The organism is Candidatus Omnitrophota bacterium, from assembly GCA_041650805.1.
In the GTDB taxonomy this organism is placed as follows: domain Bacteria; phylum Omnitrophota; class Gorgyraeia; order 2-01-FULL-45-10; family 2-01-FULL-45-10; genus JBAZKM01.
The window spans coordinates 41193-66784 of sequence record JBAZKM010000006.1 but is presented as its reverse complement, the minus strand read 5'-3'; the positions used below and the strand labels follow the sequence as shown (position 1 = coordinate 66784).

Below are 25592 nucleotides of genomic sequence, written 5' to 3'. Positions count from 1 at the left end.
TCCTCCTTTTTATGCTGAAAATGACTCCATACTGTAATTTCCATTACACAAATGATCACTGAAAACGAGAGCATAATCTATGACGCCATAGTCACCGTGCTTTTCGATTATTTTTTCTAAATCAGCAAACAACCAATGGCTTAGCCCATCAGTAAAATACTCCTTTGGCCCGATAAGACATACGGTTACATACGCTATTTCAGGCTTTGTGTAATGGATATCGAACGTGGCTTTAAGTCCCCAATAATCGCCAACATCAACAATAAACTTTTGGCTAGAGGATGTTTCTCTAATCAAGTCCCACTTGTACTCCAATCCACATAAGAAATAATGTGACATTGCTACCTCCTTTAATGTTATGCTGACCAGCCCCGGGAATATAGACGCCCGGGGCCGATCAATCTCTGCTACTTCGCTTCTTCTGCTAACACTGCATATGCGCCTTCCTTGCATAGCGGACATCTATTCGGAAATGCCTCGCCCTGCTTAATATCCCCTGGCAACAGTAAATTTCTATCGCCAGCGAGAACGTAGTACCTGCTATTACACTCAACGCATTCGACCTTAATCATAGGCTCCACTCGAATCACCCCCTTTTTTTAGATTTTGTTGTTATATGGTGAGTATAAGATAGGTATACCTTATACATACCATGTTACACAGCGTATAACCCACTAGACAAAAAAAATTCCTATTTATTTTTTACTATCTCAATATACTTCTCAAGGTCGTTAAAAGCCTTCTTTTGCTTTTCCATCTGCCCTTTGATCTCTATAACTATTCTTTGCTTGCCTGTATCAATAACTATGTCCGGTTTAGCCATTTTGCTGTCTTTATTAGCTCCGTAAGCAGCAACTTGAAATAGAATATTCTTTACGTCATTGACGCTATATCCCAAATTTCTTAATACTGCAATTGCATTAAAGAAATGAATATCGCTGCCACTATAAGATCGCGCCTCAGCCTCCCCCCTTGTCCTGCTTGAGATCCCATCAAAAATCTCGTTATCCCATTTGCGAATTACGGCAGCTGTAACTTTATGGCCGTATTCTTCGCTCAGGATTTTAGCAAGTTGCGCAGGGGTATATTCACTCTTATCAAATATTAGTGCCATTCATTCACCATGTATACTGTATAACATATCATGTATATCTTGTCAATCTAATTTTCACTCCTGGGAGCTAGCACCGTATTTAGAGGCTGTATAGGATTACTTACTCGCTAAGCCAGATATCGGTTATTTCATCAAACAATTTATTATTGTCGAAATCAGCTGGAAGAACGCCTTCTGCTAGTCTATTAAATAAATTATAGCCTTGTTTATAAAACCCGTTGGTTATTAACTCAGAGCAGATCAGTCGTTTTTTTGCATTAAATACATTCCTCATAGTCAATAATGCTTTCCCGATGTACCCAGCTATTGGAAACCATAATAACTGAAGGTAATCATAAGGAATATTATTCATGGTAGCCCACCATAGCGCAACTTTTATGCGGTCCCCATCATTTTCATAACTCCTACGCATAACTCTTATTTCAAATCCAGCTTCGACATAGTCTTTCTGCAGATCACAAACTCTCGCTTTTGGAATTTGCCCTTCCACTAAATCATAAGCACCAATACTGCCAGCAACGTGAGTCCATTTGCTACTTTCACCGTAACCAAGCTTTTGCTGAGTTTCAATGGTGACTTTTGTTTTGGTCGCGACAAGAATTACATCCCCAACCCTTATCTTATTAGGATCGATATGTTTTACCATGGCTACTTCCTTATGCCGGAACTCTTTAACATATATCTATCTGTTACAACGTTTAGTCAACCCGTATCGATGCTAAAATAACATCATACCCTAGTATCTCTAATCGTGATACTGTTTGCATTAAATTAACTTTTGAAAAAAAAGTTAAATTTCTGGGAAAACTTGCGTCTTGGGTTTTATTATCAGCAATCGCATAGACTACTCTATGCCCTTGCGGTAACGTATGATCAAATAATGAGGGCCATTTTGTTATGCACGCATCCCTGAATTCCTGCGACTGATAGAGCACCTCCGCTGACACGGCACCTTGAGCAAATAAATAACTTGTCTTTGATCCCCATACTTTTTTAACATGAATTAATTGACGATTTATCTTATTGTATAAATCGCAAACCTCTATAGGGGTTTCATCCGTCATTCGCACGCAATCCCTATCTAAGTTGTTCCATCCCTTCAATCCGCTTGTATATATGTTATATTCTCTTTCCCCCTTGCCCACGCCTAACTTACTGTCGTCCCATGCAGGCATAAGACGACGATCCACACTAATACGAGCAATGTCTGAATCTACATGGTTCTTGAAATCTGGGTAAATGTGATACCATTTTTTATCAATAAAAAAGTAGGATCTATTGTTATGATCGACTTCAAACACTAACATTTTCAACAACGGCTCATCTTCAAATACAACATTATTTGACTCATCAAATCCGCTAATTTTAATGTGCAACATATCATCGCATTTGTTAAAATGCGTCGTTTGATTTTTGGCTAGGGCATCGCGAATATCTTCTAAACTGAAATATTTGAATTCATTTTTAGTCCTTTTCACCTTAAGCTCAAATCTTGTGCTTCTAAATTGCAAATTAATATCTTTTAATTCAATATAAAGCCTGTCCCTATCTTCTCTGGCTGCCATAAAATCATTGGTCTCTTTAATTAACATATTGTCCAGTTTACTTAGAAGCTTATCGTCTGTAATCAGTTCGTAAGATTTTGGGAAATAAATTGGGCTGTCTTTTTTATACACCTCTTCTAACTTATCAAATAAAACGCTTAATTCAGAAAGTGGTACCATACAATTGAAAGAGAGGGATGCCCTCCCAGAAACTCGCATGCCAAAAAATCTATCGGATGTTTTACCTTCAACTGCCCTCAAAATTCTATTGAAATTCTCGAGATCTAGCTCCGGCTTGTAGCCTATAACAGCTCTATAAATTTGACGCGTATCGCCTTTCATCGATTTCTGGAAAATGCCAGTTATCAATTTTGGGTCTATTAACCTAAGCGCCATATGTAGCCCAAACTCTTCATCAATAAGATCTTTTATTTTTGTATGGCCAAAACCGCCCGTTAGAGCGTAAGCCCTGCTATTATATTCTGCGAATAATATAAAACTAGAAGTGCTTGATCTAATTTTAGGCTTAGATTTGTCAATTAATTGATCGAGAAATCTGCACCACTTTGGTGTATGCGGAAAACTTCGCTGAATATATAACCTATATTTTATACCATTCACGGTTGCTTCTTTTTCTATCTCATATGACTGTTCAATACTCGCGAGCGATATCCCTGGGATTTTAGATATCTCATGCTTGAGTCTATAGATATTTATATGATTAGAATGGGTTCTCATTTTCAGTATGAGTTCCTTGCTTGATATGATAATTAATTTTATGATGCTTACAAAATTTTACCACTGAACAGGCTAGGTTATTATAGAATTCCTTCGTATGTTTAAACTCCGACGCCTTGGCATTGTAGTTTATACGTCCGAATATAATTTTATCGACAAATGATACGGCATCTAAAATCTCTCTCAAATCTTGTTCAATAAAATTAGGCGTTGGGTACGGCTCCATGCTTACCCATGTTTTATATCCTTTATCATGAAGATATTTGAGCGATTGAATCCTATTCCTAAATGGAGCTGCATTCGGTTCATAACTCTGGCGGAATTTTTCATCCAAAGAAACTAATGTAACGCCATACTCATTATTTCTACTAAAACCATTTATTTTGGCAATTTCTCTTGGGAAAATACCTTTGGTCAATACGGTGCATCTGATTTCATTTAAGTTAAGCTTATCTATTATTTTTAAACTTAGATCACATACCCGTTCCTGTTGATACATAAATGGGTCTGTAGAAAAGCACATATGGACATATTTTATAGTATCTTTATATTTAGGTATCTCTTTATCCAAGAGTTCTAATGCATTAGCCACTAGTTTTGGCTTGCACCATTCATCATATGTTTTAACAATGCCACAGCGTCTCTTCATCATGTACGCATAGCAGGGGTATTTACAGCCGTGAGAACACCCTTCCACATGGTTTAAGCAAAAGTCGGCATATTCTACGCCACTTTTGTACAGCAATGTTTTTCTGTCTATGGTTTGCATTGTTTAATTCACCTAAATAAACTGTATAGTAGTTTGACCTGGGAATGTCCCCTTTTTTCTTTTAGCGCCTTTACTTTGAACCTTAATTTCTGGAGGATCAGTTTTTTCCATTTTTGCTAAAATTGCTCGCTTATAATGATTCTGAGTAAAAGGCGTTTCTGTGAGAATAAAATTCTCAAGCTCTTCCACGCTAACTGTTTTACCTTTAAAATTCTTTACGATAATATTTTTCAGCTTAACATAATTTGGTTCTAACTCAAACAAAAAGGCTTGATTAGGGTCATACGTAGCATCTGAAAATTGAAATGAGCCCGTTTCATCAACTCTCCACATTGCTTCCTTCATTTTCTTCAATCCTGTAATTTCATTAGTGCCAAAGAAAAGAAAGTAATCTGGTTTATTCATACTATTAATCATCTTAAATGAACGAACAAACTTTATTCCAGCTTCATGCTGTAATTGACCTTTGTAAAGATCGTGAAGATAATAACAGCGCTTATTCGGATCTGTTTCTTTTCGTACCTCGCGCCACTTATCAGTCCCGAAAGTCTCATCTAAAATATTGTCAGACCTGGTATCTTGCGCAAATCTATTAATTTCTTCATACATAAAAGTAATTAAAACTTCACAATTAGGATTTTCCATAATACGTTTTATTAATACAAATGGGATGCCTGAATAACCAAACGGATCAATAAAAACAAAGGAGGGGGCAAGCCTCGTTTTTTGCTCATCTAACTTATTTAACGTACTCTTTATTACGTCTTCAAATTTTTTACAGACACATTCATATTTTAAATTAGAAGGCAATTTTAACGCACTAAGTTTTGTTTGTAAATACTCGCATCTTTCAGTATCAGCTTCTATAAAAATAAACATAAATTCTGCGGTCATCCGAAGCTTTAGTCTATGCTCCATTACGGCTTTAATTGCAATTATGGGGGAACCTTCTTTACCACCTATATATTCGCCAGGCCCTGCGAAACCATCAATGTAAACAACCCTTCCATTCCACCTGCTAATTATGGGCAACCATGCATCTAAATATTTTCTTAAAATTGCATGCTTAGCTTCCGTATGCGGCTCTATTTCCCAGATTGTAGAAGTAATTTTTGACATACTAACATTCTTTAACAGTTATTGTTTTCATATATTTCTCGGAAATATTCATTACTTATTAGATTATCGAAGCCTGATAACATTTCCCTCAAGCAATCCGAGCGCGCTCATGCTAAGCGTCACTGCTGTATGAGGAATTAGAGAATACTTCCATTGCTTTCCTCTATTGCTTCTGTAGTATGTGGTGACAATATTACAATATTCGTTGCCAGCCTGCGCTTTCTCCTTAACATCAGCTTCATCAATGTCTATCTCGGCCTTAATCTCTACTAGATAAATCGATTCGTTCATTTCAACCACAAAATCTGGTGTATATCGATGAGAATTATGTTTCCAGTATATAGCAAACTGCGCCTGAGCTGGGCGCAACCATTTAATCACGTCTTTATCCTGCTCCAGAATCATTGAGAAGTCCTTCTCTGCCTTGGAATCAAACTTATATAAATTGTGGCAAGCCTTCTTAAAGCCACCAAACACCTTTGTCGGTATAGAATGCGTTGGTGTAATGGTCTCTGTAAAATGATGCACACTATCTGCAGAATATTTTGAGAAGTTATGTGGTTCAATCTTTGTAAATGGATAAATGACTGGCTCTTCAAATCCAGCGCTTTTTAGATAGAAATTTTTCTGTAGCTGCACATAGATATATTGACCTATTTCGCGCTTATGATATAGCACAATGTTTCGTAAATCCTCTTCCCTTTTCCCTTGTCCGAGCCTGGTGATTGCTTGCCTAGTTAATTTATAGAGCAGCTCTGCTTCGCGATCATACTCCACATCCGAATAATTAATAAGTTCGTTAACGATTATATTCTCTGCGGTGTCACGTACTACTCCAACACCATCACTTGCTAACGTCTCACTTTCATTAGTACGTAAGGTCCTTCTAACTATCTCTTCTGAAACTGGTTGATAATTTAATCCACCTACATCCAAATCAAAATCATGGAATCCGCATTCAACAGTATTTTTCTGCTGAATAAGAACGCGAGGAATGGGAATAGTCTTATCGATTAATTCTTCAATAACCGCTTCATACTCTTTTTTAATTGCTTCGAGCATTTCACCTTTAAATAGATCTTGCTGGGGAGCACTCTCAATACGCTCAGCCATCCTAGCAAGAGCTATCTTACGACCTTCATCGCTCTTTAAATCGTTTAAGTTTTTAACCTCCCCACCAAGAGCATTTACTGTTTCCACGATTGTTTGCCGGGCGTCAAGAGTAAAAATCGCCTTTTGGCGTTCGATTTCATTTTTTATGTCGCAAATTTCTTGACGCTTTTGAATAAGTTCGCTTTCCATAGTTGAACTTGCCGTAACTACTTCTTGGGAAGGAGGTAAAGATTCTGGTTCTATCTCAATGATGTTCTCCTTACGAATGATGGAATTTGGGTCATTGGCAGCATCTACGATGGCTTGAAAACGATCATGAGCAATAATAGTGAGTTTATCAACCTTGCTAACACCGGTTCTTGCACCATAAGGAAGCCGTAATCCACGCCCTATTGTTTGTTCGGTTAAAATCTGAGAATTTGCCGCACGTAAAGGAATTATAGTATACAGATTGGTAACGTCCCATCCTTCTTTAAGCATGTTAACGTGAATTACTAGCTCGATTGGATTGCCTGGTTTTTCTAGCTCCAGGAGCCGCTGAACATTTTCTTCCTTTTCTTCTCCACGTTGATTAGAGTGAATCTCCATAACCTTTCCACGATATCGACCTTCAAAAAACCGATCGGATTCAATCAATGCTCTAATTTCTTTGGCATGATCCGTATCTCGCGCAACTACTAATACAAAAGGCCTCACAAGCTTATTTCCCGTGTCGCGGGCATAAATATCAAGGGCAACCTTTGTATCTTCATGAATACGTACGCCATCTTCAAGTTTTATTAGATCGAGCTCTTTTGGATCTCTGCGATATTGATCGGGGTTAAAATTCTTACGCGTAGCTACTGCAGGCTCTTTTACGAACCCATCACGAAGTGCTAACGCTAAGGGATAGTCAAAAACAACATTTTTGAATTTATTGGAGTGCGTATCAATCGGAGTAGCAGTTAATTCTAAACCTATAATCGGTTTCAATTCATTGATTGCACGTAATCCGGCATCGGCACGATAGTGGTGAGATTCATCCATTAATAAAACTAGATCAGGCAAAGATGCCAGATAATTAAAATAAGACTCCCCAAGATATTCTGATAACCGCTTGATACGTGGCTCGCGCCCGCCGCGTACTTCAGAATTAATCTTAGAGATATTAAATATATTAATATTTACTGACTTAAATAGTAGCCCTTGCCCTTGACGCACCTCCTGGTAATTATCCCCAGTAACTATGCGCGGTGGCGTAGCCGTAAATTCAGCAATACCCTTAAAAACATATTTAGGACTGCTGGGATTAGATAAATCATCAATTAGTTTATTATAAATGGTAAGGTTGGGCGCCAAAACAAAGAAATTCTGGATACCCTTGGACACATATAAATAACTAATAAATGCACCCATAAGACGTGTTTTACCAACACCCGTAGCCAAAGAGAAGCATAAGGAAGGAAAATCTCGTTCAAAATCAGTACAAGTGGGGTATAACGCCCGTACTTTACTTAGCTCACCATTGACATCAATAGATTTCTTGAGTTCCAACATATCCGCTAGCTTTGCCAATATCTCCAAGCTATCAGCTTGTGGCTTTCTTAAACTCAATCTATTCTTAATTGCTTGTGCTTTTTGATCCATATCAATCCTCGGATTCTTTAGAGCTATCCTTAGACATATTTATGATATTTAAATCGTAGTTATCTTTACCGAATTCACATCTTCCTAAAATCATCTGAGGAATCTTTTTGATTGTAATGTTATTATGTCTATCTTTACAGGGCGGAGCAAATGACTTTGCGCATATGAGCAGGCTTTCGCCACGTTTCATTTCTTCATGAATTTTATCCAGTTGCTCAACAGTTACGAAAGAAGTTGTAACAAAAATATGATCAGTCTCTGTAGATTTACCTTGTTTCCAATATACGGTTTCATCGGGAAAGAATTTAAACCCCTCATGCTTGCACATTGCGGCAGCCAACATATTGGCGTTGTATTTTTCATCGATAACCCAGTTTCCATGCTGGTCTTTGCGAAGTAAACTTGGCGCAAGTTCATAAAATTTAAACCCGCCACCGCCCTTCCAAATTACTGCTTTTGAAATTCCGCTTTGATCCGAGCCATTAACTACCGACTTCAGACGTGGCAAACAATGAGTATTGGCTTGGCTTCCTAACTCTATGCCAATCCAACGACGATTTATTTTATGAGCGACAGCAGATGTTGTGCCAGATCCCAAAAAACTATCAAGCACATAATCTCCTATGGATGACGTTAGCTCAATACATCTTTGAATCAACTTTTCTGGTTTTTTACCTTTTGGAAAATCAACCCCTCCTTCGGCTGCTAATCCTTCTACAGATATATCCGTCCACATATCTGTAATAAGCTCTCCTGGCACATGGTTACCTTCAATCTCAATTAATCTCTCTGAATAGTAAATAACTCTTTCTCCACCAATAAATATGTAGTTCATATCGTCGCCTGGATGTCTAATAATTTTTGCCTTATTTTCTTTTGATAGTTTTATTGTATCTTTTCTTTTTAGAAATGCCCCACCCGTTACGGATGCAGTCCTAAACACCTTGTTAGCATTGTTTAAAGCAAATATAGCAATTTCAGTTTCAATTTCCTGCTTTGATATTTTTTTCTTGGCCTCTGCATATGAAGAAAAACCAAGTTTTTCAGAAACAACTTCATTAATGCTTCTCCAAGTCCATTGATTTTCAGGTTTAGTTATATTATCAAATACCCATTTATACTGTGTATCGTATTCGCGCTCAATAAATAGTTTATTTTCGTTTAGAACAAAACTATCCTTGTTTTTTGCATAAAAAAGTAACTGGTTCGCTTGTTGAAATAATGATGCGGCAGTACTTTTGTATCCAAATGGCTTATTCGTTGATACGGAAATTTGATTGAGATAATTATTTCTTCCAAATATTTCATCCATCATGACTTTACAATAAGATGCCTCGCTATCATCAAGCTGAATAAATATACATCCATCGTCTCTAAGTAAATTACGTAACAACCCCAAGCGATGTCGCATTAACTGAAGCCAAATTGAATGTTCAATGCTATCATCATAATGCTCAAAAGCTGCTCCGGTGTTAAAGGGTGGATCGACATAAATACACTTAATTTTGTCTGCAAAATCTTGTTCTAGTGCCTTAAGCGCTAGAAGATTATCGCCATGAATAAGTACGTTTTCTGATTTCGGATCTCCATAAGATTTTTTTGGATCTTCAATTAATATTCTAGGCTCTAGCCTTAACTCTTCTTCTTTTCCAATCCATGTTAATTCTAATTTTTGTTTTCTTCCGTTCATAGGACTCCTTATATTACTTTCCAGCGAATTGTAAAAAGCGTGGTTAAACTCGTTGTTTGTTTGAGCTGAGACTCTACACGCGCAATCAAATCTTCTTTTCTATTATCGACTTCATCTTGCGCTTCATAGAGTTTTTTACGCATCTCGTTGCGCTTCTTTTCCATATCTTTGACTGCGCGTTGCGCTTTAAGTTTTTCATCCAAATTCACATTCTTCTTTGCCAATGTCTTAGCAGCTTTGATATCGATATCCAACTTTTTTAATTCCAATTCAAGGGCTGTCTTCATATCATCTGCCCACCTGTCCAACTTATCGACTTCACTGTCAAAAAATTCACTGTTGCGCTCAGCACAACGCGTAGTGATAAGATCTACAGATTCTTGTTCAAGTATATCTAATTTCTTATTTCCATCATCAGAAATGCTATTCTTAGCTATGATAGATTCAGCAGTGAGAGAGAATAGCTTCTTTGCAACATCCTGAGGAATTACATCATCCTTATCATCTAAAGCCATTACCAATACCCTATCTTCTGCTTCAAGCGCCTCTAAAGTATAATTGCTCACTTTTAAAATTCCAGATCTTCCTATAAGAGGCTTCAGAACTGATATTATAGTTGAATTCTTGGAGTAATCAAAAACTACTTCGGCATCTTCTAATTCTTTTTTTTTGACCTCGCCAAGTATTCTTTGTGCCAAAGGATGCCCTGGGCGATATATATGTGCATCTTCTATGTTCTTCCCAATTTTGTATGGGCCAGAATCTATGCTACTTTCTCCAGGGAATGGGTTCCTTTTAAGTAAGAAAGAATATTCATGCTCTGAAAACTCTGCAGCATCACCAAGATAGTGTCTTGTCGTATCCCATAGCCAATGCTCGTAAATGTCCAGATAAGCCTGGCTTTCTCTAATATTGACTTTGAGTTTTTCATGAACTTCTGCGTCAAAGTTTTCTAAAAGTTTTTGGCGTGTTTCTCTAAGATTATTTTTTATACTATCATCCATCTCTTCTTGAAGAGAATCAAAAGCAGAGTTAATTTCTTCTTCACTTCGACAAGTCTGGTAGATAGCTGCGATCCGTTTCTCAAAGTCTACCCCAGATTCTATACTACCGAGGATCTCATCGCTTGCACCGAATACACCCTTGAATAAGTTAAACTTTTGATCCAATAGCTCATATACACGTTGATCGGCTGCATTCTTTCGATTCACAAAGTTTATTACCACAACATCGTGCTTCTGGCCGTATCGATGACAGCGACCAATGCGCTGCTCAATTCTTTGAGGGTTCCAGGGTAAATCATAATTAATAACTAGTGAGCTGAATTGTAGATTAACGCCCTCAGCACCCGCTTCAGTAGCAATCATTATTTCTGCATCATTTTTAAAGTATTCTATTAGGGCCGCACGTAGATCCGCTGTTTTAGAGCCCGTAATTTTATCTGTATCTTTGTTCTTCTTAATCCACTCCTGATAGATTTCTTTTGAACGAGCATCATTATTAGAGCCATTGAATAAAACTATCTTACCTTCATATCCGTTTTCCGAAAGCAACTTTAACAGATAACTTTGGGTAACTGTAGATTCTGTAAAAATGACGGCTTTCTTTTGTGCCCCAAGCTCTGCCGTCATCTCAAAACCTTTTTTAAGTGCAATAAGCAGGGCTTCCCCCTTTGAGTTTTTCCATATCTTCTTAGCCAGTTCACGAAATTTCTCAAGATCGATCTTTTCCTGCTTCATTAAATCAATATCTTCTTTAGTATATTTCTTTTTCTCATCGGCCTTCTCTTCATCCTCCTCTTCGTTATCATTCCATTCATCCGATAGCTCGTCATATTCCTCAAAGTTTTGTTCAAGCCCAGGGATACCTTCTTCCTGTGTAGCTTGCTGCTTCTCAGCTTCTTCTATAAGCCTCTTAAGCTTATAAACTAAGCTGTCGAGAGTGCTAGCAATAGCGAATGACGAAGAGGCCAGGAGTTTACGCAAAACAAGTGTAATTAATTGACGCTGGCTTGTAGGTAATGCAAAGAGTCTTGGGCGCTGCAGATATTCGGACATACCATTGTAGAGTTCGATTTCCTGCTCTGTTGGAATATAGTCCTGTGTCAGAGGAATACGCTTTGTATATTTTATATACTCTAGTACCTGACGACGTAATGTACGAGTGCATACCGGTTTAAGACGATTCCTAAGCTCTGTAAACATCTCCTGCTTGGGTTCGACTAAACCTAATTCGCTCTCATAAATATCCTGTTCACGCGAAACGCGAGCATATTTCGCTTTGAAACTTTTCAAATCACCAAAGAGATGTTCATCAAGAACGCTGGTAAGACCATACAATTCAAGCAACGAATTCTGGAGAGGAGTAGCTGTTAATAAGACCTTTGGTATTTCACTCAATGCATCTTTTATCTCTCTTGCAATCTTGTTGCTACTTTTATAGACATTACGCAAATGATGCGCTTCATCGATAACTACAAGATCCCATTTAGTCTGTTTTAAATATGACGCCTTTGCCCGTGCAAAATGATAAGAACTAATAATTATTACGTCTTTCTGATCAAAGGGGTTAAGATTACCATCCTTAATATATCGATTAAAGGATTTCGTTTCTAATATTATCGATGGTAGAAAAAACTTCTCTTGGAGTTCTGCATTCCACTGTTTACGTAAACTCGATGGAACAATAAGTAATATCTTACGTTTTCTTTCTGCCCATTTCTGAGACAGAACGATTCCTGCTTCAATGGTTTTACCAAGACCTACCTCATCAGCCAGAATTGCGCCTTTTGAGAGTGGTGAGCGAAAAGCAAAAAGAGCAGCTTCGATTTGATGGGGATTAAGGTCAACTTGCGCGTTAGAAAGCGTGGACGAAAGCTTTTCCAGGCTATCCGAAGCGCATCGTTTTGTTAATTCATATGCAAAATATTTAGCGTGATAATCGGTGATCATTTACTTCCTTCTGATCTGTTATTTCGAGACCAATTTTCTATCTCATCTTTGCGGAACCGCCATTGCCCACCAGCCTTGAAAGATGGTATCTTCCCTTCTCTGGCTAGGCGCCGGACAGTGAATGTATGCAGTTTAAGATATTTCGCTAAATCTTCTACGGTAAAAGTTTCCATAATCGCCCTCTCTTATAACAAAATGTAGTAACTCGTAGTTTATTATATTACTTTTGACCCCTTTTAACAATCAAAAATACCTCTCTATATGACTTGCTATACCTCGAAACCTATGCCTATATATGACTGAGGGTAGATACCTATGGAAAAGCCAATAGAAGCCAAAATTGCAGCCATAACTAAGCTGAATGCCTACGAGCTGCAAGAGGCCTATAAGGGCCTCTTTAAGGAGCCGGGTGAGTTCTCGCATAACAGAAGATATCTGATCAGGCGGATAGCTTACAGGCTTCAGGAGCTCGAATATGGCAGCATATCAGAAAAGGCGCAAAAACGCATTAAGGAACTTATTGCTAAGTATGATCCCATTAATAATAAGGTTCTCCGGCCTGACCCAGAAGCCGCTAATCAGAACTATTCATACAGGCCATTTAGAGATAAAAGGCTACCTATCCCGGGAAGCAAAATCATAAGGATGTATAAGGGCAAAAAACTCGAGGTAAAAGTGCTTGAACGAGGCTTTGAGTATGAGGGTAAGATTTATAAGTCCATATCTGCCGTTACCTTGGTTATAACAGGTACAAATTGGAATGCGTTTGATTTCTTTAAACTATAAGAGAAAACTATGGATGACAAATTAACACAAGATAAGAAGCCTATCCCCTGCGCCATCTATACGCGTGTTTCTACGAATGACGGCATGGAGCAGGAATTCACCTCGCTTGACGCGCAGCGCGAGGCAGCAGAAAGCTATATACTAAGCCAAAAATCCGAAGGATTGATCACGTTAGCTGATCACTATGACGATGCAGGGTTTTCAGGCGCAACTACTGAACGTCCTTCGCTGCAAAAACTGATAATAGACATCAAGTCTGGGAAAATAGGATGCGTGGTGGTCTACAAAGTAGACAGACTATCGCGCTCATTGCTCGATTTTAGTAAGCTGCTGGAATTTTTTGATCAAAATAACGTAGCCTTCGTATCCGTAACGCAGCATTTTAACACAAATACGTCAATGGGACGACTTACGCTCAATATTCTGCTCTCTTTCGCACAGTTCGAGCGTGAGATCATATCCGAGCGCACACGCGACAAAATGGGCGCTGCGCGCAAGAAAGGCCAGTGGATGGGCGGTAGGCCAGCCTTAGGCTATAACCTCGATAAGGAAAATCATAAGATCGTAATCAATGAGGCTGAGGCTCGAATTATCCGAGAAATGTTTGACCTTTATACCAAGGAACGCTCCCTCCTTTCCGTAGCCATGATCCTCAACAAAAGGGGTTATCGAACCAAACAATACCTAAGGAAGGGTAAGATGTCAGGCGGTGTTCCATTTAAGGCTACGAGCATGCAGCTAATGCTGCGTAATATGCTCTATATCGGCAAGATTAACTACAAAGGCAAGCAGGTGTACCAGGGACAGCATGAAGCGATAATCAGCGAAGAAGTCTTTAATAAGGTCCAAACTATTTTGGACGAGAATAGACGCGAGAAAAAAGTAAAACCGCATAAAAACATCGGCCTATTAAGCCAAATAGTCCGCTGCAAGCCATGCGATAGCTCTATGATATACGCATACTCTACCAAAAATCATAAATGGAAATACTTTTACTACGTTTGTTTAAACGCGCAAAAGCGAGGCTATGAGAATTGCCCTTCAAAGACCGTTAACGCATTAAGATTCGAGAATCAGATCATGCTGTGTCTGCGCCAGATCTCCGACAACAGAAACATAGCTACAGGAACGTGGGAGAACCTGCCATTTGAGAGGCAACGTGAAACGATTCTCGCCTTAGTAAAAGTTGTACTTTATGAAGCCGAGAGTAAAAAGGTCTTTATAACACTGCAAAGCTCTACTAAAATTTACGAATTCAATGTAGATTTGGCAACAAGCCTTGTACGTGAGACACCTAAAGCTGTGGCGATCCTAAAGGAGCCTAAGCTGCGCCAATTTTTAATATTAGCGTATCAAATACAAGGATTACTTGAAGACGGCAAGGCTAAAGATTTAAAACAGGTGGCTGATTGGCTCAATATAACGCACACTAAAATGTATCTTCTTCTAAATATGCTGATGCTCGCGCCTAGCATACAGGAAGAGATTCTCTTTTCAGATAATAACATCATCCAACTGATCCCCGAATACAAAATGAATGAGATCACCAGAGAAATATCCTGGAATAAGCAGAAAAAGATGTGGCAGACATTAACCGCAGGGCTCGCCTAAAGCTCTCCTCTCGTCTCTAGTCCTATATAATGACCTTTCAGCCCCGCAGTAATACTCCAAATACCGACGATATTCGCATTATATAGCCGTCAGTATATAAGATAGGAATTGGGCGATTTTGGTCTATAGTGGCGCGGAATAGGCGAGTTTATATACACACAAAACCGAAGCCGAAATTTGTAAGTTCCTAGGAATTTAATAATGCCCTAAGTCCTAGGGACATCGAGAGATAAAAAAGGCTATGATCAGGGTTACTGATCATAGCCTAGAACCTCTAACCTATGTCTATTAGAGGTTAATGATTGGGGTAGGCGACCGGATTTGAACCGGCGACACCCTGGGCCACAGCCAGGTGCTCTATCCAAGCTGAGCTACGCCCACCATAAAACTATTCGTGCGAAATCCGCCGAAGCACCTAATCTATTACGCGTTGATTGCGAAGGCGGACTGAGCTACGCCCACCGCAAAACTATTCGACCGGAATAACGAGCCTCTTCCCTGCGCTCAGCTTATTCGGGTTCTTGATCTTATCCTTATTGAGCTCGTATATTGTATTCCACCTTCTGCCCTCGCCGAGCTCCCTCTCTGCGATCTTCCAGAGCGTATCGCCCTTCTTCGTGACGTACGTCTTAGTGGAGACCTTGACCTCCGACTCGACTATCTCTTCCTTTTCTATGAGATACTTCCCTTCCTCGATCTGCGTCGCACCTTCGGGGATCTGTTCCGCCTCCTGGGACGGGACGGCCCCTTCGGCCTCACCCTGCGTGCTCGGCGCAGGGATCATGACCTCTTCCACCTCTGCTATCATGAACTGGGCATTCCTGTCTTTTGCCATGCCGGCGAGGTCCGTCACCGGCGCTATGGCATCGAGCTTACCGCGGCTTACGATCATCACCCTCTTCTCCGGGACACCGCTGTCGAGCATGAACTTCTTTACGCTGTCGCCGCGGCGCCGGCCGAGTTTCTCGTTATACTGTTCGGATCCGCGGATATCGCAGTTACCGGTGATCAGGATGCTCGTCTCCGGGTTCCGGCGCAAAGAGGCGACGGCCCCTTCCAGCACCGATACGGCATCGTCGCGAAGTTCCGCCTTATCGAAATCGAAGTAGACCTTGACGTTCTTTATGATCTTCTTGATGAGGAGCGACGGGCGCGGCTCCGAGGCCTTAGCCGGCGGTAGCTCTTCCTCTTTGTAATCGTATATGATCTTATATACGTAAATATAACCGCGGTTACCCCACGGTCTCGTCGTGCCCGGGGTGCGCGGCATCCACCAGTATCCGCCGCGCTTCTCGTCCTTCACCGGTTGCGGCTGGGCGTCGGTCGGCCACCATTCGAACCTCTTCTGGAGATCGTCTATCTCCTGCTTTTTGCGCTCCTCCTTGTCGACTTTCGTGAACGTGAACGCGCAGACGTCTCCGCATATGAAGAGCACCGCTAAAGCAACCAAAGCATACTTCAATTTTCGTAATCTCATACCCACCTCGCTTTTTGTTATAGACAAGTATATCGGTTCGAATTATGAGCGAAACTCTCTAATAGTCGTCTTTTCAATTTCGATAGCGTTATTATATAGTCATTGCCTAGTATTAGCAAGATTTTTGCGAAAGAATAAAAACAGAAGACTAACAGGTACCTCAAACACTTAAACAAGATGTCGTCTAATAAATGCTCTACCTGAGCCTGTTTTTAAATAAGCTTCGAATTCCTTAGCAGCCAAATTACTTTGAAATGAAATATATGTTTCGAGTTTCCAGGGACGATGGCGATATGTGTAATTATCACTTGCTGCTTCATCGTGCTCTTTGAGACGACGGTTCAGGTTATTGGTCATACCAACGTATATTTTATCTCTTACTTTAAGGCTTTTTAGGATGTAAACGTAGTGCATACACCTATTTGTGGCCCGCCTTCGCATTCAACGGAGCGCAACAGAATGCTTCGGCGGGCACATCCGCCGTCGCCTTCAGCATATTATAGCATGATGGCTATGGCGGATAAAATCCGCCGAAGCACCTTGCCGCTTTCCGCGTTGATTGCGAAGGCGGATGGCGTCCCTGGCCTGATTCGAACAGGCGACCCTCTGCTTAGAAGGCAGATGCTCTATCCAGCTGAGCTACAGGGACGTGAAATTTGCTCTGCAAATTTCCTTCCGAAAGCGAAACATTGAATTTCGGATATCGCCCTGCGATATACGAAATTCGCAGAGTGCTTTCGGAAGAACAAGACTACTTCCTACCGGCTCTGCTTCCCCATCTTCTAAGCGGCTGCCGGATTTCTTCGAAATCCGTCTGACCAGAAGATGAAGGTGACTTTCATCACCGTCATCAGCCGGTGAGATCATCCCCGCTCGTAATCATATCGGAAATTTCTCCGAAATTTCCGATATACTCGCGGGGATAGCCTGCCTACACGTAAACAAATGGCAGGCTTATGGTCGGGGCGCTCGGATTCGAACCGAGGACCTCTTGGTCCCAAACCAAGCGCGCTAGCCAACTGCGCTACGCCCCGATTATATCACAGAACTAAATATATCGCCTCAGGAACTTCCGGGCTTCCTTAAGCGCCTTCGAGCGATGGCTCATCCTGTCCTTCACCCTCGGCCCCAGCTCACCGAACGTCTTACCGTGCTTCGGTATGAGGAAGAGCGGATCGTATCCGAACCCGTAAGCGCCGCGCGTCGAAAAGGCGATGAGGCCCCTGCAATCCTTCTCTATGACCCTGACCGGCCTGCCCCTGTCCGCTATGGCTATGGCGCAGATGAAACGCGCTTTACGCATCCGGAGGGGCGTCTTAGCCAGCAGTTTCAAGAGCTTAAGATTATTGTCCGGGTCCCGCTTGCCCGGCCCCGCGAACCTTGCTGACCTTACGCCCGGTCTGCCCCCGAGAATATCTACACAGAGGCCGGAGTCGTCCGCCAGGACAAGGCCGCCTGTAAATTTCGAAATGGCCGCCGCCTTCTTGACGGCATTCTCCCTGAACGTATCGCCGTTCTCCACTATCCGCGGCGCGCCTTTCAGATCGAGGAGCGAACGGACCTCCGCCTTAACACCCTTCAGGTACTTCTTCAATTCGACCAGTTTCTTCTTATTCCTGGTCGCTATGATAAGTTCGCGCTTCACCGCATTATACCTTTAATGACCTTCTTCTGGTGAGCGATCAGTTCCTCCGTGCCTTTTTTGGCAAGCCCCAGGAGGTGGTCCATCTCACTCTTGCTGAACGGCTCCCTCTCTGCCGTCCCCTGGACCTCGATGAATTTCCCGGCGCCGGTCATCACTACGTTCATGTCCACTTCCGCCCTCGAATCCTCCGAATAATCGAGGTCCAGGACCGGTTCGCCCTTTATCATGCCGACGCTTATGGCCGCCACGTAATCGGCGATCGGCACCTTCTCGACTATCCTGTCCTTCTTCATCTTCTCCAGGGCAAGGGCGAGAGATATAAAGCTCCCCGTGATGCTCGCGCACCTCGTGCCGCCGTCAGCCTGCATTACATCGCAGTCGAGCATGATAGTCCTTTCGCCCAGCTTGGTCATGTCGACGACTGCCCTCATGGCCCTGCCTATCAGGCGCTGTATCTCCTGGGTCCTGCCCCCAAGCCGTCCCTTGGCGGCCTCTCTCTGGACGCGCGTCTTGCACGAACGCGGCAGCATGCCGTATTCGGCCGTGACCCAGCCGGTCCCGGTATTCTTCAGGAACGGCGGGACCGTATTCTCGATCGACGCCGTGCATATGACCCTGGTGGAACCCACTTCGATGAGGCATGAGCCCTCGGCATATTCTATATAGTCCCTGGTTATCTTAACATCACGTAACTCGTTACTTTTTCTTCCGTTTGATCTCGCCATATACATCTTTACCTTTCGTATCTATCCCCACTATGAGAGGAAAATCGCTGACCTCGAGCTTATGGACAGCCTCGGGACCGAGATCCCCGTACAATACGACCTTCGCGGACTTGACTCTCGCGGAGAGGAGCGCGCCTATGCCGCCGGTCGCCAGAAAATATACACATCCGTGCTTCCGTATCGCCTTCTTCACCTCTCCCGACCTGTCGCCCTTTCCTATCATGCCCCTCACGCCCAGATCAAGGAGAGAAGGCGTGAACGCGTCCATCCGCGAGCTCGTCGTCGGGCCGCATGAGCCGATCGCGCGGCCCGGCCGGGCCGGGGTCGGGCCGGCATAATATATTACGGCATCCTTCAGGTTCAGCGGGATGCGCTTCCCTTTTTTTACAAGATCCGCCATCCTTTTGTGCGCCGCGTCGCGCGCGGTAAATATCGTGCCGCTCAGCAGGACTTCGTCTCCGGCCTTCAGCCCTTTCAATGTCTTTGCGTCCAGAGGGGTTTGCAGTCTTATCGTCTTCATAATACCGCGCTCGCGCTCCTCGTCGCGTGACAGCTGACGTTGACGGCCACCGGAAGGCCCGCGATATGGGTCGGCGACTCGATGATATTGACACCGAGAACGGTGGCATCGCCTCCTAAGCCCATGGGCCCTATCCCCATACCGTTTATCTCTTTCAGGAGCTCCCTCTCCAGCCTGGCTATGTGACCCTTGCCGTTCCTGACATCTATGGGGCGGAGGAGGGCCTTCTTCGCGAGATGGGCTGCCCCATCGAACGTCCCGCCGATCCCTATGCCCAGGACGAGCGGCGGACACGCATCCGGACCGGCCTGCCGCACCACATCCTTAACGAACTCCTTTATATCGGCCGTTGACGCCATGGGCCTGAGCATCTTTATCGCGCTCTTATTCTCGCTGCCGAATCCTTTGGGCGCGACCGTTATCCTTATATTATCTCCGCGCACTATGTCGGTGATAAGTACGGCCGGGGCATTGGTCCGTGTATTGTTCCTCAGGATGGGGTCGTCCACTACCGACTTCCTGAGATATCCTTTACGGTAAGCCTCCTCTACGCCTTCATCGACCGCCTTCTCAAGGTCGCCGCCCGCTATGACGGCACCCTGCCCCACCTCGACGAACACGACCGCCATGCCCGTATCCTGGCATATTGCGATCCGTCTCTTCCCGGCCAGCTTTGCGTTCTCAATGATCGTCTTCAGGATACCCTTTGCGCGCCCGTCCGTCTCCTTTTTGAGAGCGGCCTTAAGGGCACGAACGATATCCTGCCTCAGCTCGAAATTCGCCTTCAGGCAAAGGTCCCGCACCGTGTCGCGTATTTTTGCAACGTTTATCTCTCTCATAGGCTTGGAGCTCGGGGCCTGGGGCTTGGAGGATTCCCGTATTCTGCCTTCACCGTCGTCTTTATCCCCCCGCGCGCATTGAATTCTCCGATCACCTCGATCCACCTAGGTCCTGATGCCTTCACAATATCATCGAGGATTTTATTGACCGCATTTTCGTTGAATATGCCGATATCCCTGTAGAATATGGTGTAATATTTCAGCGATTTCAACTCGAGACACCACCTGTCCGGTATATAACGTATGACTATGGTAGCAAAATCCGGAAGACCCGTCTTAGGGCATATACATGTGAACTCGGGTATGTCTATCGTTATGACATAATCCCTGTCGGGGTAACTGTTCTTCCAGACCTCTATCTTCGGCGTCTTCAAGTGCCGTATCTTATCCTGCAATCCCTCGTATTCCGATCTCTTCATTTTTTTCTTTTTCTTTTTTCTAATCCCTAAACCCTAACACCTAAACCCTTCTTATTTAATACCCCACGTCTTATGCATCTGCGGCACGATCCTAACGTCTTCAAATTTATTCTTCAGCGCAAATTCGAGAAACCCGAGGAGCTCCGTCTTCTCCACCTTCTTCTCGGAACTGCTGAGAGGCGTCACCGGCTGTATTATGAAAGGTATCTTTTCGCCCGTCTTCTTTATTATATCGAGCGACATTTCGATATCCTCCGTCCTGGTCGTGGGAGTGACGACGGCCTTCACGAAGACCTTCCTCTTGAGGGCTATATTCAGGAACTCCCTGTGTTCATCCCAGTAAGGGCGGTCACCCGTTGACGAAGGCAATTTGAAATCCATCGCTATGATATCGACCTGGTCCACTATATCGGCAAGCTTATCCGGCAGCGTACCGTTCGTCTCCAGGTATGATTTGATGCCGCCCCTCTTAAGGAACCCCAAAAAATCTTTAAGGAACGGCGTATAGAGAAGCGGCTCTCCTCCCGTAAGGGATACCGAGTGGTGCGGCCTCTTCATCCTCTCGAGGCGCCCCACCTCTGCGAATAGCTCCTGCGGAGAATAGTCCCGCGAATCCATATTATCGCGCTCGTCGCAGAATATACAGCGCAAATTGCAGTCCCTGAACCTGACGAATATCTGCCTGGCGCCGACGAATATACCTTCGCCCTGTATAGATGAAAAAACCTCCTTGATATGCGCCGTACGTATCCTCATAGTGACCTACCGGTTTATGAGCGGGTCCTTCATCCCGGCCGCGCTGAACCCCTTTGCCCTCAGGAGGCAGGAATCACACCGCATGCACGGCAGGCGTCCGCCGCTGTAACAGGACCACGTGCTCTGGAACGGTACCCCCAGGCTCGCGCCGAGTTTTATGATCTCTCTCTTCGTCTTACGGATAAGCGGAGACTTTATCCGCAATCTTCCCTCGAGCCCTGCCCTCGTACCAAGCCGCGCCGCATTATCGAACGCCTTGAGATACTCCGGCCGGCAATCCGGATAACCGCTCGAATCCTCAAAATGGGCGCCTATGAATATCGCCTCCGCCCCGATGGCTTCGGCATAAGAGACGGCTATGCTCAGGAATATCGTATTCCTGGCCGGGACATAAGTGCTCGGTATCCCCTTTTCGATCTCCGTTAAGCTCCTGTCTTTCGGGAGGGGGATCCGGCTGTCCACAAGGCTCGACCCCTTCCACGGCAGGGCCAGTTTCACGATAAAGAGCTTCGCCCCGGCCCTCCCTGCCAGCCGTTTAGCGGATAGCAGCTCCTTATTATGGCGCTGGCCGTAATCGAAGGCGAGCGCACGGCACCCGTAACCTTTCTTCGCCGCATAAAAGAGCGTCACAGCCGAATCGAGCCCGCCCGACAAAAGGACTACCGCCTTGCGCTTCATATAGCCCTCATGTCTCGCTGTATGTAGCACAGGAGTTCTCGTTCTCCCATACGGAGACCGATCTGATATTGCCGTTTTTGGCCTTCACGCGTCCGTATATGAAACGGGCTATATTTTCCGACGTGGGATTCGTCTTCTTGAAGAACGGCGCCCTGTTCAGATATCCGTGGTCAAGTCTCTCCGTTACGCCGCGCAGGACTTTCTTCGCTTCCCTGAAATCCACCGCAAGTCCGTCTTTGCCGAGCGTCTCGTACGCGAAGACCGCCTCCACCTGCCAGTTGTGGCCGTGGAGCAGTTCGCACTTGCCGCGGTAATTCCTGAGGTTGTGCGCCGCGCTGAACGTCGTCTTCACTTTTATCTCGTACATCTCTTTTCCTCCAAGCTCCCGGCTCCAGGCCCCAGGCTCAAACCGCCCTCTTCGCGCACTCGATCCGCTTTCTCAGGAACCTCTCGCCCATCTTCACAAAACGCGCCGGCTCATCGCTGACAAAGAATTTGTACCGCCCGGTCTTCCCGGACCGGTTAAGTATCCCGCCCGCGTCTAGTATATCCTTCGCCTCCATGGCGACCTCCCTCGCGGAATCGATAAGGAGGACGCCTTTACCCATGACGTCCTTTATCACATCCTTGAGGAGCGGGTAATGCGTACAGCCGAGTATGAGAGTATCTATCCCCTTCTTCCTTAATGCGCTGAGATATAATGCCGCTATCTCCCGGGTCACCTTTTTGCCCGTCCATCCCTCTTCTACCAGGGGGACGAAGAGAGGGCAGCTCTGGCCGTAGAACGATATTCGCGGGTTGATCCGCCGTATCGCCTTCTCGTAAGAGCCGGACGATACCGTCGCATTAGTCCCTATGACACCCACCCTGTTATTCCTGGTAACGCTGGCCGCGCCCCTGGCGCCGGGTTCTATCACGCCTGTGACCGGGACCTTGAAACACCGTTTTAGAAAATCGAGCGAGAGCGACGAAGCCGTATTGCAGGCCACCACGACGAGCTTTACGTTATGCTCCATCAGGAACTCAACATTCTCGACCGAGAACTTCGTCACCGTCTCTTTCGATTTGGTCCCGTACGGCACGCGTGCCGTGTCGCCGAAATATATGATATCCTCTCCCGGCAATATCCGCTCGAGCCCAGCCACGACCGTAAGTCCGCCTACACCCGAATCAAAGACGCCTATGGGCCTGGGATCGCTCATATCTCCGTAAATCCTTCCGTCCGTTCGAACTCTCTCTTGTACGACAATATACCCTGCGTGACGGCGTCGATCATCTTGTCGACATACTGCCCGTCCTTCAGCTTCAGCTCCTCATACCTGTTGCTGATATATCCCATCTCTACCAGCACCGCCGGCATCCGCGTACCCTTCAGCACATAAAATCTCGCCGACCTCGTCCCCCTGTCCTTCATCGCCAGACTGTCACCGACGGCTTTGCATATGTATCCGGCGAGCTCGGCCGATTCCTGCCTGTTCTCGGTCAGCGCCATATCCCACAACGTCTTGTCGAGGGCCTTCGAGTGGGCCAGCATCGTCCCCTCTTCCATGCTGAGAGGCGCGTTCTCCAGCGCCGCCACGGCCCGCGCGTTATCGTCGGTCGCGTTCGACAGATAATAACATTCGAACCCCCTGAGCGAGCGCGAGCGCGATGCGTTCACATGGACGCTGACGAAGAGGTCGGCGCCCGCCCTGTTGGCTATCTCGGCCCTGCGCGGGAGCGGTATAAATGTATCGTCGCTCCTTGTCATGATCACCCGTATGCCGTTCGCCTCCAGCCTGTCTCTCAGCTTTTTGGCCATGGCCAGCGTAAGGTCCTTCTCCTTGAGGCGTAACCTCCGGCCCGTCGCCCCCCTGTCCTTCCCGCCGTGGCCCGCGTCCACCACTACAGTCCTTATCGAAAATTTTCTTCGGACCTCGACAGGCGGTGGCGGCTGGACCGATATTATCTCGCCGAAGCTGCTCTTCACGAACGAGACCGGGACGAAGGCCGTGCCGCCGGTGATCAGCACCGGCTTTTCGAGCGACCTCTCCTCCCCGTTGACGAGACCGACCTTACTGCCTGCCCGCACCACGACCCGTTTGCCGTTCCTCTCGATGACGGCGGTAGAGGTGAACTGGTCCCACGCGCACCTAAGCCCGTAGGTATCGCACAGCCGCGTTAGCGGGACATACTGGATGCTGTCGAATGTCCGTATATCTTTCGACAGGGATGGGTCGAGCCTGATATATGATGACGGCCCGGCGCACCCGGCCAGGGCGATAAGTCCGCAGATCATGAGCGCTGCGCTATGTCTCGAATGCTTTAGCATGAAATAATATTATGATAGCCCGTAATATAATGGTGGAGGTGGCGAGATTCGAACTCGCGTCCCCAGATACCACAATAAAGGCATCTACATGTTTATCCTAATCTTTGAGTTCCCTTCCCGAACTTCAATAGGAGGAATTTCGCGAAGGTATCCTTTGACGATCTCATCTCACCGGCCGAAGGATAAACCGGAGAGACCATCCTGCTAGCGACGCTAATCCGGCCCCGCAGGAAGAGGCCGGTTAACGGGTTACCTTATAAAGGTAACGCTTGTGGTAGAACGGGCCCCGGTACCACTTGCATGGTAGCCAGAAGCTCGTTTACCGTAGCTGGCACTTTTACGTTGTCAGCATTTGATTTTTGCCAGGTGTTTAAAGAGGCCTCCTAGCAACCTCTACATGCCACCCTTACCGTATTTACCTAGGTCGATGCCTGTCACCCCCACGTTAGACCTTATCGTGCATAGCCCGCCGCAGCTCGCGTTCTGTCTCGCGGCGGCGTATCGTTTCGCGTTTATCGTACGTTTTCTTCCCTTTTGCGACGGCAAGCTCCACCTTGGCGATACCGCGCGTAAAGTATAATTTCAGAGGTATCAATGCAACGCGTTTAGAGGCAATATCCCCGATGAGCCGCCTTATTTGGCTTTTATGCAGAAGGAGTTTCCTGGGCCTTACCGGATCGACGTTGGCCCTGTTGCCGAATTCGTAAGGCGGTATATGCATATTATACAGGAAAAGTTCATTACCTTCAACCCTGGCGAAACTGTCCTTCAGGGCCGCCTGGCCCGACCTTAGGGACTTTACCTCGGTACCCTTAAGTTCAAGCCCCGCCTCAAAGCTCTCCAGGATGGTATAATTATACCGCGCCTGTCTGTTTGTTGCGACGACCTTATCCGCCATTGTAAGTCATATATATCATAATTTTGTTATAAAATCAACATAGATTGACACCTATAACGTTTTATTGTATACTAAATAAACTTATTTGGATATATAAGCGTTTTTATTTCTTAAAAATACGCTTTTCCACAGGCGGACGTGGCGGAACTGGCATACGCGTACGGCTCAGGACCGTATGGGGCAACCCTTGAGAGTTCAACTCTCTCCGTCCGCACCAATTAAAAAACCCGTCTCGATTTCTTGAGACGGGTTTTTCAATCTCT

Annotated in this window: 24 protein-coding genes, 4 tRNA genes and 1 other RNA gene; 3 read left to right on the top strand and 26 right to left on the bottom strand. The window is 44.8% G+C overall.

The window, feature by feature from the left end:
- Positions 1 to 9 precede the first annotated feature (9 nt).
- From WC515_05500 to WC515_05455, 10 genes are all read right to left on the bottom strand, one after another.
- Positions 10 to 339, bottom strand: coding sequence for a hypothetical protein (locus WC515_05500; protein MFA5146803.1), 330 nt, complete (start codon positions 337 to 339; stop codon positions 10 to 12).
- Between the two features lie 352 nt (positions 340 to 691).
- Complete coding sequence (locus WC515_05495; protein ID MFA5146802.1) at positions 692 to 1114, bottom strand: MerR family transcriptional regulator; 423 nt, start codon at positions 1112 to 1114, stop codon at positions 692 to 694.
- A 100-nt stretch (positions 1115 to 1214) separates the two neighbouring features.
- On the bottom strand, positions 1215 to 1760 hold the full coding sequence (locus WC515_05490) for a hypothetical protein (GenBank protein ID MFA5146801.1): 546 nt from the start codon (positions 1758 to 1760) through the stop codon (positions 1215 to 1217).
- Between the two features lie 52 nt (positions 1761 to 1812).
- The gene (locus tag WC515_05485; GenBank protein MFA5146800.1) at positions 1813 to 3396 is read right to left on the bottom strand and encodes a DUF6119 family protein; all 1584 of its coding nucleotides are present in this window, start codon (positions 3394 to 3396) and stop codon (positions 1813 to 1815) included.
- Positions 3380 to 4165 (bottom strand): radical SAM protein, encoded by a 786-nt coding sequence (locus WC515_05480; protein ID MFA5146799.1) that lies wholly within the window; start codon positions 4163 to 4165, stop codon positions 3380 to 3382. The genes WC515_05485 and WC515_05480 overlap by 17 nt, the downstream gene beginning before the upstream one ends.
- A 12-nt stretch (positions 4166 to 4177) precedes the next feature.
- The gene (locus WC515_05475; GenBank protein ID MFA5146798.1) at positions 4178 to 5284 is read right to left on the bottom strand and encodes a three-Cys-motif partner protein TcmP; all 1107 of its coding nucleotides are present in this window, start codon (positions 5282 to 5284) and stop codon (positions 4178 to 4180) included.
- 63 nt (positions 5285 to 5347) lie between these two features.
- Positions 5348 to 8023 carry a DEAD/DEAH box helicase family protein gene (locus WC515_05470; protein ID MFA5146797.1) on the bottom strand — a complete coding sequence of 892 codons (2676 nt, stop codon included), beginning with the start codon at positions 8021 to 8023 and terminating at the stop codon, positions 5348 to 5350.
- A gap of 1 nt (position 8024) precedes the next feature.
- Positions 8025 to 9713 carry a site-specific DNA-methyltransferase gene (locus tag WC515_05465; protein MFA5146796.1) on the bottom strand — a complete coding sequence of 563 codons (1689 nt, stop codon included), beginning with the start codon at positions 9711 to 9713 and terminating at the stop codon, positions 8025 to 8027.
- Between the two features lie 8 nt (positions 9714 to 9721).
- Entirely contained in the window at positions 9722 to 12664 is a 2943-nt protein-coding gene (locus tag WC515_05460) for an SNF2-related protein (protein ID MFA5146795.1), read from the bottom strand.
- Entirely contained in the window at positions 12661 to 12837 is a 177-nt protein-coding gene (locus WC515_05455; protein ID MFA5146794.1) for a helix-turn-helix domain-containing protein, read from the bottom strand. Before WC515_05455 ends, WC515_05460 begins: the two co-directional genes overlap by 4 nt.
- 142 nt (positions 12838 to 12979) lie before the next feature.
- On the opposite strand from WC515_05455, the gene WC515_05450 reads away from it, so the two are divergent.
- Both WC515_05450 and WC515_05445 read left to right on the top strand, forming a co-directional pair.
- Entirely contained in the window at positions 12980 to 13450 is a 471-nt protein-coding gene (locus tag WC515_05450) for a DUF2924 domain-containing protein (GenBank protein ID MFA5146793.1), read from the top strand.
- 9 nt (positions 13451 to 13459) lie between these two features.
- Positions 13460 to 15061 carry a recombinase family protein gene (locus WC515_05445; protein ID MFA5146792.1) on the top strand — a complete coding sequence of 534 codons (1602 nt, stop codon included), beginning with the start codon at positions 13460 to 13462 and terminating at the stop codon, positions 15059 to 15061.
- A gap of 303 nt (positions 15062 to 15364) precedes the next feature.
- On the opposite strand, the gene WC515_05440 is transcribed toward WC515_05445, so the two are convergent.
- The 16 genes from WC515_05440 to smpB all read right to left on the bottom strand — a co-directional run bounded on the left by WC515_05440 (position 15365) and on the right by smpB (position 25329).
- Positions 15365 to 15442, bottom strand: a tRNA-His gene (locus WC515_05440).
- Positions 15443 to 15530: 88 nt separating this feature from the next.
- Entirely contained in the window at positions 15531 to 16538 is a 1008-nt protein-coding gene (locus WC515_05435; protein MFA5146791.1) for an OmpA family protein, read from the bottom strand.
- A gap of 572 nt (positions 16539 to 17110) precedes the next feature.
- Positions 17111 to 17187: transfer RNA gene (locus WC515_05430), tRNA-Arg, on the bottom strand.
- Positions 17188 to 17495: 308 nt separating this feature from the next.
- Positions 17496 to 17572 (bottom strand) — tRNA-Pro (locus tag WC515_05425).
- Between the two features lie 14 nt (positions 17573 to 17586).
- On the bottom strand, positions 17587 to 18183 hold the full coding sequence (gene rdgB, locus WC515_05420; protein MFA5146790.1) for an RdgB/HAM1 family non-canonical purine NTP pyrophosphatase: 597 nt from the start codon (positions 18181 to 18183) through the stop codon (positions 17587 to 17589).
- Positions 18180 to 18908, bottom strand: coding sequence for a ribonuclease PH (rph, locus tag WC515_05415; protein ID MFA5146789.1), 729 nt, complete (start codon positions 18906 to 18908; stop codon positions 18180 to 18182). Before rph ends, rdgB begins: the two co-directional genes overlap by 4 nt.
- Complete coding sequence (locus WC515_05410; protein MFA5146788.1) at positions 18880 to 19428, bottom strand: Fe-S-containing hydro-lyase; 549 nt, start codon at positions 19426 to 19428, stop codon at positions 18880 to 18882. The genes rph and WC515_05410 overlap by 29 nt, the downstream gene beginning before the upstream one ends.
- Positions 19425 to 20267: a fumarate hydratase gene (locus tag WC515_05405; protein ID MFA5146787.1), complete on the bottom strand. Its 843-nt coding sequence runs from the start codon at positions 20265 to 20267 to the stop codon at positions 19425 to 19427. Before WC515_05405 ends, WC515_05410 begins: the two co-directional genes overlap by 4 nt.
- Entirely contained in the window at positions 20264 to 20686 is a 423-nt protein-coding gene (gene queF, locus WC515_05400; GenBank protein ID MFA5146786.1) for a preQ(1) synthase, read from the bottom strand. Before queF ends, WC515_05405 begins: the two co-directional genes overlap by 4 nt.
- A 51-nt stretch (positions 20687 to 20737) precedes the next feature.
- Positions 20738 to 21442, bottom strand: coding sequence for a 7-carboxy-7-deazaguanine synthase QueE (locus WC515_05395; GenBank protein ID MFA5146785.1), 705 nt, complete (start codon positions 21440 to 21442; stop codon positions 20738 to 20740).
- A 6-nt stretch (positions 21443 to 21448) separates the two neighbouring features.
- Positions 21449 to 22120 carry a 7-cyano-7-deazaguanine synthase QueC gene (queC, locus tag WC515_05390; protein MFA5146784.1) on the bottom strand — a complete coding sequence of 224 codons (672 nt, stop codon included), beginning with the start codon at positions 22118 to 22120 and terminating at the stop codon, positions 21449 to 21451.
- Positions 22121 to 22127: 7 nt separating this feature from the next.
- The gene (queD, locus tag WC515_05385; protein MFA5146783.1) at positions 22128 to 22487 is read right to left on the bottom strand and encodes a 6-carboxytetrahydropterin synthase QueD; all 360 of its coding nucleotides are present in this window, start codon (positions 22485 to 22487) and stop codon (positions 22128 to 22130) included.
- A 37-nt stretch (positions 22488 to 22524) separates the two neighbouring features.
- Positions 22525 to 23322: a glutamate racemase gene (gene murI, locus WC515_05380; GenBank protein ID MFA5146782.1), complete on the bottom strand. Its 798-nt coding sequence runs from the start codon at positions 23320 to 23322 to the stop codon at positions 22525 to 22527.
- The gene (locus tag WC515_05375) at positions 23319 to 24398 is read right to left on the bottom strand and encodes an N-acetylmuramoyl-L-alanine amidase (GenBank protein MFA5146781.1); all 1080 of its coding nucleotides are present in this window, start codon (positions 24396 to 24398) and stop codon (positions 23319 to 23321) included. The genes murI and WC515_05375 overlap by 4 nt, the downstream gene beginning before the upstream one ends.
- 63 nt (positions 24399 to 24461) lie before the next feature.
- Positions 24462 to 24873, bottom strand: a transfer-messenger RNA (tmRNA) gene (gene ssrA / locus WC515_05370).
- Positions 24874 to 24876: 3 nt separating this feature from the next.
- On the bottom strand, positions 24877 to 25329 hold the full coding sequence (smpB, locus tag WC515_05365) for an SsrA-binding protein SmpB (GenBank protein ID MFA5146780.1): 453 nt from the start codon (positions 25327 to 25329) through the stop codon (positions 24877 to 24879).
- A 132-nt stretch (positions 25330 to 25461) separates the two neighbouring features.
- Between smpB and WC515_05360 the strand changes: the two genes are divergently transcribed.
- Positions 25462 to 25546: transfer RNA gene (locus WC515_05360), tRNA-Leu, on the top strand.
- Positions 25547 to 25592 lie beyond the last annotated feature (46 nt).

Coding starts and splice junctions, on each gene's coding strand:
- WC515_05500 (MFA5146803.1), bottom strand. CDS start 339: ATGTCACATTATTTCTTATGTGGATTGGAGTACAAGTGGGACTTGATT.
- WC515_05495 (MFA5146802.1), bottom strand. CDS start 1,114: ATGGCACTAATATTTGATAAGAGTGAATATACCCCTGCGCAACTTGCT.
- WC515_05490 (MFA5146801.1), bottom strand. CDS start 1,760: ATGGTAAAACATATCGATCCTAATAAGATAAGGGTTGGGGATGTAATT.
- WC515_05485 (MFA5146800.1), bottom strand. CDS start 3,396: ATGAGAACCCATTCTAATCATATAAATATCTATAGACTCAAGCATGAG.
- WC515_05480 (MFA5146799.1), bottom strand. CDS start 4,165: ATGCAAACCATAGACAGAAAAACATTGCTGTACAAAAGTGGCGTAGAA.
- WC515_05475 (MFA5146798.1), bottom strand. CDS start 5,284: ATGTCAAAAATTACTTCTACAATCTGGGAAATAGAGCCGCATACGGAA.
- WC515_05470 (MFA5146797.1), bottom strand. CDS start 8,023: ATGGATCAAAAAGCACAAGCAATTAAGAATAGATTGAGTTTAAGAAAG.
- WC515_05465 (MFA5146796.1), bottom strand. CDS start 9,713: ATGAACGGAAGAAAACAAAAATTAGAATTAACATGGATTGGAAAAGAA.
- WC515_05460 (MFA5146795.1), bottom strand. CDS start 12,664: ATGATCACCGATTATCACGCTAAATATTTTGCATATGAATTAACAAAA.
- WC515_05455 (MFA5146794.1), bottom strand. CDS start 12,837: ATGGAAACTTTTACCGTAGAAGATTTAGCGAAATATCTTAAACTGCAT.
- WC515_05450 (MFA5146793.1), top strand. CDS start 12,980: ATGGAAAAGCCAATAGAAGCCAAAATTGCAGCCATAACTAAGCTGAAT.
- WC515_05445 (MFA5146792.1), top strand. CDS start 13,460: ATGGATGACAAATTAACACAAGATAAGAAGCCTATCCCCTGCGCCATC.
- WC515_05435 (MFA5146791.1), bottom strand. CDS start 16,538: ATGAGATTACGAAAATTGAAGTATGCTTTGGTTGCTTTAGCGGTGCTC.
- rph (MFA5146789.1), bottom strand. CDS start 18,908: ATGGCGAGATCAAACGGAAGAAAAAGTAACGAGTTACGTGATGTTAAG.
- WC515_05410 (MFA5146788.1), bottom strand. CDS start 19,428: ATGAAGACGATAAGACTGCAAACCCCTCTGGACGCAAAGACATTGAAA.
- WC515_05405 (MFA5146787.1), bottom strand. CDS start 20,267: ATGAGAGAGATAAACGTTGCAAAAATACGCGACACGGTGCGGGACCTT.
- queF (MFA5146786.1), bottom strand. CDS start 20,686: ATGAAGAGATCGGAATACGAGGGATTGCAGGATAAGATACGGCACTTG.
- WC515_05395 (MFA5146785.1), bottom strand. CDS start 21,442: ATGAGGATACGTACGGCGCATATCAAGGAGGTTTTTTCATCTATACAG.
- queC (MFA5146784.1), bottom strand. CDS start 22,120: ATGAAGCGCAAGGCGGTAGTCCTTTTGTCGGGCGGGCTCGATTCGGCT.
- queD (MFA5146783.1), bottom strand. CDS start 22,487: ATGTACGAGATAAAAGTGAAGACGACGTTCAGCGCGGCGCACAACCTC.
- murI (MFA5146782.1), bottom strand. CDS start 23,322: ATGAGCGATCCCAGGCCCATAGGCGTCTTTGATTCGGGTGTAGGCGGA.
- WC515_05375 (MFA5146781.1), bottom strand. CDS start 24,398: ATGATCTGCGGACTTATCGCCCTGGCCGGGTGCGCCGGGCCGTCATCA.
- smpB (MFA5146780.1), bottom strand. CDS start 25,329: ATGGCGGATAAGGTCGTCGCAACAAACAGACAGGCGCGGTATAATTAT.